This is a genomic window from Mesorhizobium carmichaelinearum (assembly GCF_900199455.1).
In the GTDB taxonomy this organism is placed as follows: domain Bacteria; phylum Pseudomonadota; class Alphaproteobacteria; order Rhizobiales; family Rhizobiaceae; genus Mesorhizobium; species Mesorhizobium carmichaelinearum.
On the sequence record NZ_FZQR01000078.1, the window covers coordinates 1 to 7,157 of the forward strand.

Sequence of the window (7,157 nt, forward strand, 5' to 3'; positions counted from 1 at the left end):
AAGGCTACGACGCCATCATCGACGCCGCGTGCCACGCCTGGCGCGAGCTCATCAAACGACCAAAGACCATCACTTCAATCGGGACGCGCCAATGGGCTCACGTCGGTCAATCAACATGACCGTTGGTATCAGCCAGCGCTCCCAGATCGGACTTCGCTTTCCTTGAAAGACAGGCTAACGCTGGTCTCTTGCTGCGACACGTCCAATCCGACATATTGCTTCACTGCGCCTCCTTATTCTCATCGATCGGCGGCTTTTGCCGTCGATTGAACCTTCTTTCAAAGGCGCAACGACAGCGTTTCAGGGGTGTTCGGCGTCCAAAAAGTTTGGACAAAAATCACCCCTCAAACAGGGTCCTCATTCCACAAAAAATCACAGCGAATTGGCCGGGTACGGAACACCAGAAGCGTCCCGACCCCTATGCGTTCGCCGCCCAAAGAGCCATCCGCGATGCTTCATGCCTAGGCCTTGCAGCAGTTGGGTCTTGCTCTCTGTTTGGCCGCACTGCTTCAAGTCTGACGATGCCCACCGCCGGGCTTCATAGGCACTCGCAGTGGCCTTTCGCCCCTACTGGAACCGACCCCAGTAACGCAACGATTTCTTGCACACGTTTTTGCGACGCCACTGCGTCAGAAGAGGCGATTTGCAGCTCTCGCAGCAGCGCGGCGCGGTCGTTCGGCACCAGCTCCAATGGACCGGCACCTATTCCCGACAACAGCCATGAGGGGCTCACGCCCAGGATGCCCGCCATCGTGGCAAGGCGATTGGATTGCGGCGCGGCGCGGTCGCATTCCCACGCCTTCCAGCATGCCGTCTCGACACCAAGTCGGCATGCGGCCTGTGCTATTGTAAGTTTGATGAGCTCGCGGGCGAATGAGATACGTCCCCCTAGAGTGTCGGATGACGCGAAATCATTGTTGTGGCTTTGAGTAAGGATTGGCTCGATCTCCTATGCTTTGGTTCCCTTTCGGGCTTTGACCGGCTGCGTATTCTCCCGCCGCCGGCCATCGATTCGATTTGAAGCACCAGTCTGAACGGGACTAGGCCCCTGATCATTAAAAGCTCCGTATCCGCGGTGCAACCTTCCGATCGTGCGCGCTTGCGGTCTCCAGTCGCGCGCCATGGTCGAACGTGACAAAAGGGCTCCAAGTCACCCGTTGGCAGGCGGAGGCTAGGCGAGGATGGCGCTCGAGGTGAACTTGGTGTCGTGAGATGATCGTGCCGAGTGGCTTGCCGCCTTGGCGGTCAGTAATCGGGCTTGGCAACCCAAAGGCGGCGAATTGCAGCGCGACCGCAGTCCAAGGTGGCCGACGCTATTCCAACGGCCGCGCGTTTTCCACTCTACCTCGGCCTGCCGGCGTTGGTGACAAAGTAGGGCGACAGGCAGTCGCGATCGAACTCAATGCTTTCGGCGACTTCCAGTTCGGTCTCTGCGGTCTGGCTTCCTCGACGGTGATTCGGCCAGGCCGACGCGTTCAACGACATCGAGCGCTTCTACAAACCCTTGGCGGAGGAACTCGACACTGGGCTATGTGACTCCCGTCGAGTTTGAGGAGGAAGCTCCGACAGCAGCCCATCCGCATGGCCTTCGGCCCCGGTGTTGTGGGATGCCGCGATGCCGCATCAGACCAACCAGGCTGCTGGCACGAAGACATCACGATACCTTGCGGCCTCGGTCCAGCCACGGGAGTGTGGGACCGAGCTTCGCGACGGCTTTCGCCGCTTATTGCAGGCAGGGGTCGTCAGTCCGGCGCCGATAGACCGCTATCGAGACAGCTTGGGTCCGAAGGCTGCACTTTCTCCCGAAGCGCCCGTGCTGCAGCGACCATGTTCATGAGGGCAGGGCGGACCTCCTCCCATTTGCTCCTGTGTCTTTTGGGTCGCGAAGGCAAGCACGAGTTGATGTCCGCGTCGAGCACGTACTCCGTCCGCAGGTCAATCGGCACATGGAGCATCGAACAGGAAGGCGCGATCTCGACCCGGTCCAGCGGCCAGACGGGTATGATCGGCCTGATATGATTCGGTCAAGAATGGCAGGTCGGCAGAAAATTCACCGGACCAGTAGCTTTCAAGCGCGAATTTAAGTTCTCAGCGGCGGCCGATGCGCGGCACGCCGAGCGTTGCTACGGGAATTTGTTGAGAGACAGTCATGCCATACCCCGATGGTTGGGGGCGTGGGGACAGGCAAGGTGCGATTAACCGGCACGAACGCCGAACTGCTGCGGCCACCTGGACACCTCGCCCCCGGCAGGTCTCTTGGCTCGCGGGTCGTAGCCTCCGCCCCGTCTTCCCGAGACAGATCGCCTCAGTGACTGCAGTGGGGTTGGCTCGCCGCTCTGATGTCCGCTGTCAAGGTTTGGAGCGCAGGAGACCGTCCGATCCGGGGAACGGCTGCTCATTCTGATAATCGCACATGGGTGGAGGCGGAACTGAAGGACGTCGGTGATCAAGCTCTGATGCGCGGGTTGGCTGCCGCATTCCCGATTGTGCGTCCGGGGCTGTTCCTATCTTACTGCGGGCGTCGGTCGATTTGCCGGCCACAAAGCGTCTGACGGGCGTTCCCCTGCCGTGGTCCCGCCTCCGCCCATGTGCGAGAGATGTATGTCGCCGCGGCGGCGACCGATCAGGCTGGTTGCGCCTCCCTTGCAACGGCCCACATGAAGCCGGCCAGCTCCCGGGCGATCGCTGTGCAGACCACCGTTGTCTTCTTGCCTCGTCCGCTCAACATTCGATAGCGGGCCGTCAGCCGGGTCTGCGCCTTCCAGGCAATCTCTCGCACCTTTGGCGATGCTTGTTCCAGACGGTAGAGCTTTTTCGCACCGACCCTCGGGGGATGTCTGTAGGTCCAGGCGCTCTCGACCAGCATGTGGCGAACGCGGCCGTTCCCCGCCTTGGTGATGCCGCCCCGTTTGACTGTCTCGCCGGTCGATCGTTCTCCAGGAACGAGGCCGAGATATCCCATGAGTTGGCGCGGACTCTCGAACCTTTGCACGTCGCCGATTTCGGTGGCGAATGTTACGGCGACGATCAGTTCTACGCCGCGCAATGTCTGCAGCGCACTCACGACCGGCGCCAGCGACCAGGCCGGAACGAACTCCTTGATCACATGCTCCAGCCGCTCGACCCGTTCTTTCGAGATGCGGACCGCTTCGACCATTTCCTGGAGCGCGATCTGGTGCGCGGGGTGATCGAACGGTTGCTCTTGCAACCAGCGCAGATAGCGCATCGTCCAGCCCTTTTTGCGGGGATAGATACGTCCGTGCTTGAGCATGAAGGCGCTCACATGCTGCCGGTGGACGCGAAGTGTCTCGACCGCGGCCGCCCGAGAGCGGACGAGATCCCGCATGGCTTCATGACCTTCATCGGGTACCCATACCGCCGTCAGTTCGCCGGCGCGCAGCAGTCGAGCCAACGCAAGGGCATCCCGCCGGTTTGTCTTCACACGATCGCCAGGCTTCCTGGGGATCAGCGACGGGGCGACCACCATGCATTCATGGCCGAGCGATCCGATCAGCCGATAGAGACCGTAGCCGGTCGGGCCAGCCTCGTAGCAGAAATGAACTCGATCGAACTTGGTAGCGATCCGCTGGATAACTCGGCGCATGCTCGTATTCGATGCGTCGACCTCGCCGAAGAAGCGAACTTCTCCTTCCCGGCCGGAATCGGCAATCGCGATGGCGTTCCTCAGCTTCGCGACATCGATTCCGACAAATGCTTCTCTATAATCTGCCACGGCTCGTCCTCCTGTGATGAGGATCGGCTCGGCCCGTCCGAGCAACCCTCGGACGCAGTGTAGGGCGAGCCACCTCACCGACAGAGGCGGACATACGGTCTTACAGTTGCGGGGGCAGCGCCGGCATCACACCGACTTCCCTCTTAGCTCAGCACCGGCAGCGCCGTACGGAGAACCACGACGTGGAGACAATCACATCAGTCAGCGTCTCTGTCAACGCGCATAAAGAAATCTTTATATCTTTATGCTGGTCCCGCCTGCCGTCCGCGTGTCCTCTGCGTCGAAACCGTCGGCTTCGTCCGGGAGATCGTTTCGAGCTACCTGCCGGGCGAGCTCGAGCGACCGCGTAAGTCCCACATGGATCGCTCCACTTTACAAGCAGCCGCTACGAAGGTGGAAGCATGGAGGCTTTCTATCGTCGGCGCCGGTCATCGGCTCAATTCGTTACGCGGGCTGATCTGGTAAAGCTCTTGTCGCGGAAGCCGTCGGCAACGAACGTTCGATCACCGGTCGTTTCCTTCTTGCTTCAGAGCCCCGCGATCCGAAACCTGCTCTTGGGGTCTGGGGCTGCTGGACTGTCGGCGCTACGTCGGAATGGTCGACAACGTGGCCGAATGTCCGGAGGACCGGCGCAGCAAGGCGCTTAGATCTCGGCAAGCCCTCACGAAATGAAAAGGACTTCGAGCCTCGACTTGGAATGGGGACAGGTGTCTTCTACATGTCCGCCTAAAACAGCCCGGCCTGCTCGGCCTCGCGGCGCAGGTCCTGGCGCGGACGCGGGCCGATCTGCTGGATCACCAGGCCGGCCGCCAGCGAGCCGAGGTCGCCGCAATCCTTGAGGGTGCGTCCCGTCGTGTAGCCGTAGAGGAAGCCGGCGGCATAGAGATCGCCGGCGCCGGTCGTGTCGACCAGTTCCTTGATCGCGGTCGCCTTGATCGTGACGGTCTCGTTGCCGCGCACGATCACCGAGCCCTTTTCCGAGCGGGTGACGGTGGCGATCTTGCAGTCCTTGCGTATCGCCGCCAGCGCGTTCTCGAACGAAGAGGTCTGGTAGAGAGATTTGATCTCGTGGCTGTTGGCAAAGACGATGTCGACGGTGCCCGAGCGCATCAGGTCGAGAAACTCGTCGCGGTAGCGGGCGACGCAGAACGAATCCGAAAGTGTCATCGACACCTCGCGGCCCGCCGCGTGCGCCAGCTTCGCTGTCTGCCGGATCGCCTCCTTGGCGCGTGGCGGATCCCACAGATAGCCCTCGAAATAGGTCACCTTGGCGCCGGATGCCTTATCGGCCTCGACGTCTTCCGGCCCGAGTTCGACGCAGGCGCCGAGATAGGTGTTCATCGAGCGCTCGCCGTCGGGGGTGACGAAGATCATCGAGCGCGCCGTCGGCGGCAGGCCCTTGAGCGGCCTGGTGTCGAAGGCGACGCCCTGCGCATGGATGTCGTGGGCGTAGATTTCGCCGAGCGCATCGTTGGAAACCTTGCCGAAGAAAGCGGCACGGCCGCCGAAGCTGGCGACGCCGGCCGCCGTGTTGCCGGCGCTGCCGCCGGACGCCTCGATCGCCGGACCCATGCGTCTGTAGAGCAGTTCGGCGCGCCTGGCGTCGATGAGATTCATCGCACCTTTGATGATGCCGTTGGTCTCGAGAAAGGCCTCGTCGCACTGCGCGATGATGTCGACAATGGCATTGCCGATGCAAAGCACGTCATATTCCGGCACCGAAATCCACCCCCTGGCTATCTGGCATGCCGGCCCGGCGCGGGTCAGCGGGTTGGGATGGATGCCGATGAGCTTGATCCCGCGTCGGCCCACAAGCCGCTGTGGGTCCTGCCTCACGCAGCAATTCGTTGGCCCTGTCCGTCCTCTCCCAGGTGAACTCGGGCTCTTCACGGCCGAAGTGCCCGTACGTCGCGGTCTTGCGGTATATCGGACGTAGGAGATCAAGCATTTTGATGATGCCCTTCGGTCGAAGATCGAACAACTCGGGAATAAGGCGCTCGATGCGTTCTTCGTCGATCTTCGCGGTTCCGAAGGTGTTGACGTGAATAGACACCGGCGAGGCCACGCCGATCGCGTAGGCAAGCTGCACCTCGCAGACCTGCGCAAGCCCGCTGGCTACTATATTCTTCGCAACGTACCGGGCGGCGTAGGCAGCGGAACGGTCAACCTTGGATGGGTCCTTGCCGGAAAAGGCGCCGCCGCCGTGGCGCCCCATGCCGCCGTAGGAATCAACGATGATCTTGCGTCCGGTGAGCCCGCAGTCGCCGTGCGGCCCTCCAATCACGAATCGGCCCGTTGGATTGACCAGAAACCTGATCCCCGTCGTATCCAAGTGGGGCGGCAAGACCGGCTTAATGATCTCCTCGATGACGCCTTCTCTCACTGCTTCTTTTGTGTGACCTCCTCGTCATGCTGCGTCGACAGGACTATGGTATCCAGAGCCACAGGGCGCAAACCTTCATAGCGCACGGAGACTTGAGATTTTACGTCTGGACGCAGCCAGCTAAGTTGTCCGGCCGCCCGAACATCTGCTTGTCTTTTGGTCAAACGGTGGGCAAGTTGGATCGGCAGGGGCATGAGCGTGTCTGTCTCGCTGCATGCGAACCCAAACATGAGGCCCTGATCGCCCGCGCCCTGGTCGAGATCCTGGCCTCGGCCCCTGTCAACGCCCCGGCTAATGTCGGGCGACTGCTCGGTGATAGCCAAAACGACCGCGCACCGACGACCATCAAAGCCGATGGCGTCGTGATCGTAACCGATGTTAAGAATGGTATCGCGGGCAACTTGGCTGTAATCGATCTGCGCATCGCTGGTGATCTCCCCAGCCAGAACGACCATCCCTGTTTTCACCAACGCTTCACAGGTCTTGACCAATGTTTCACATGCGACGCGCCCGTTAGGGTCCTTGCGAAGGACTTCGTCGAGGATTGCATCCGATATGTTGTCAGCCAATTTATCAGGATGCCCCGCGCCGACGGATTCGGAAGTGAATACGAATTGCCTTGTCATAGAAATGCCCTCGCTTCAGCTGTTAGAGTTGTGAGGTCCGATCGGAGATGCCAGGGACATCGAAAGCGGCGCAGAAGTCGGCAACGTCTCTTCGTACCAAGGCATGAACATCTTGGTCGGCCGGCTGGCGGCAGACGGGATCGATGAAAGTGGCGATCTGAACCATTTCCCGCTCACGCATGCCCATGGACGTCACTGCTGGTGTGCCTAAGCGGATTCCGCTCGTGACCGCCGGGTCTCGCGGGTCGCCCGGTACCATATTGAAGTTCGTAATGATGCCTGCCTGCGCTAGACCACATGTTCGCCTGAGGTAGGGCGACCCGTCTCACAGTATGCAGGTTATCGAGGGTTGCGCTGGATATCCCGGCGCCGAGCCTCATGCATAGGAGACGGGCCATGGACGAGCATATCACCT

At 61.0% G+C, this 7,157-nt stretch carries 2 protein-coding genes, 2 pseudogenes and 1 riboswitch; all 4 genes and pseudogenes read right to left on the minus strand.

Going from position 1 to position 7,157, the window contains the following annotated elements; genetic code table 11:
• Positions 1 to 2,623 precede the first annotated feature (2,623 nt).
• A complete protein-coding gene (locus CKW40_RS41570) occupies positions 2,624 to 3,733 on the minus strand; it encodes an IS110 family RNA-guided transposase (RefSeq protein WP_179298315.1) in 1,110 nt (369 codons plus the stop codon).
• A 68-nt stretch (positions 3,734 to 3,801) separates the two neighbouring features.
• A riboswitch (cobalamin riboswitch) is annotated at positions 3,802 to 3,928 on the minus strand.
• Positions 3,929 to 4,459: 531 nt separating this feature from the next.
• Positions 4,460 to 5,452 (minus strand): adenosine kinase, encoded by a 993-nt coding sequence (locus CKW40_RS41575; protein WP_095205301.1) that lies wholly within the window; start codon positions 5,450 to 5,452, stop codon positions 4,460 to 4,462.
• 115 nt (positions 5,453 to 5,567) lie between these two features.
• Positions 5,568 to 6,742, minus strand: a pseudogene (gene metK / locus CKW40_RS41580) (methionine adenosyltransferase); the annotation flags it as partial.
• A 22-nt stretch (positions 6,743 to 6,764) separates the two neighbouring features.
• Positions 6,765 to 7,034, minus strand: a pseudogene (gene glyA, locus CKW40_RS41585) (serine hydroxymethyltransferase); the annotation flags it as partial.
• Positions 7,035 to 7,157 lie beyond the last annotated feature (123 nt).